This is a genomic window from Serratia montpellierensis (assembly GCF_020858655.1).
GTDB classification, from domain to species: Bacteria; Pseudomonadota; Gammaproteobacteria; order Enterobacterales; family Enterobacteriaceae; genus Serratia; species Serratia montpellierensis.
In genome coordinates this window covers 1-389 of sequence record NZ_VOSN01000007.1, presented here as the reverse complement: position 1 = coordinate 389, position 389 = coordinate 1, and the positions used below count along the sequence as shown (strand labels likewise).

Genomic DNA, 389 nt, shown 5'->3' with positions numbered 1-389 from the left:
CAACCCTATCGGATCCTGCGTGGTGAAACGCCCCACCTCGGGTTCGTAGTAGCGGAACAGGTTGTAGTGCAGGCCGCTTTCGTCATCCTGGTATTGCCCGGCGTAGCGCAGCGGCTGCTGATACTGCGCGCCCTGCCGCTTCGCCGCGCCGGCCACCGTCTGGCCCTGCAGCTTGCCGAAGGTGTCGTATTGCCCGGACCAGCACAGGTTGCCCGCCGCGTCGGTCACTTCCAGCGGCGCGCTGTTCAGATCGGTGTGATACCAGTAGATATCCGCCGAGCGGCTGTCGCCCGCCTGCTCCAGCGCCGCCAGCGGGCTCCACGGGCTGGCCGGATCGTAGCTCCAGCTGCGGCGGCTGCCGTCGTCGCGCTGCTCCTGCAGCAACCGAT

The 389-nt window shown here is 67.6% G+C and carries 1 protein-coding gene; it reads right to left on the bottom strand.

The window, feature by feature from the left end:
• Window positions 1–389, bottom strand: a 389-nt coding sequence (locus tag FUU19_RS10690) for an RHS repeat-associated core domain-containing protein (protein WP_230507123.1), incomplete at both ends; no start/stop codon positions are given.